The following is a 247-nucleotide window of genomic DNA, read 5'->3' as shown; positions in this document are numbered from 1 at the left end:
GCGATGATCCTGGTCGAGGAATGCCGGCTCAGGCTCGACGATCCCCTCGATCGCTGGCTGCCCGAGCTCGCCGATCGCAAGGTGCTGCGCAGCATCGAATCCGAGGTCAACGACACGGTGCCGGCGACGCGCGCGATCAAGACACCGAGGATCAGGCTCCCGGTGTTGTAGAGCCAGCGTTCACCGGGTTGATAGGCCAGCGGCAGCGTGCCGTAGCGACGCAGCAATTCGTCCGGCGGAAACGACG

General features: G+C 65.6%; 1 protein-coding gene. It reads right to left on the bottom strand.

The window, feature by feature from the left end; translation table 11 throughout:
• A partial coding sequence (locus FNJ47_RS47590; RefSeq protein WP_163163686.1) for a serine hydrolase occupies nt 1-247 on the bottom strand: 247 nt, incomplete at both ends.

Source organism: Bradyrhizobium uaiense (genome assembly GCF_010811875.1).
Lineage (GTDB): Bacteria > Pseudomonadota > Alphaproteobacteria > Rhizobiales > Xanthobacteraceae > Bradyrhizobium > Bradyrhizobium uaiense.
The sequence above is the reverse complement of the archived record's forward strand: the minus strand, read 5'-3'. Positions and strand labels throughout refer to the sequence as shown.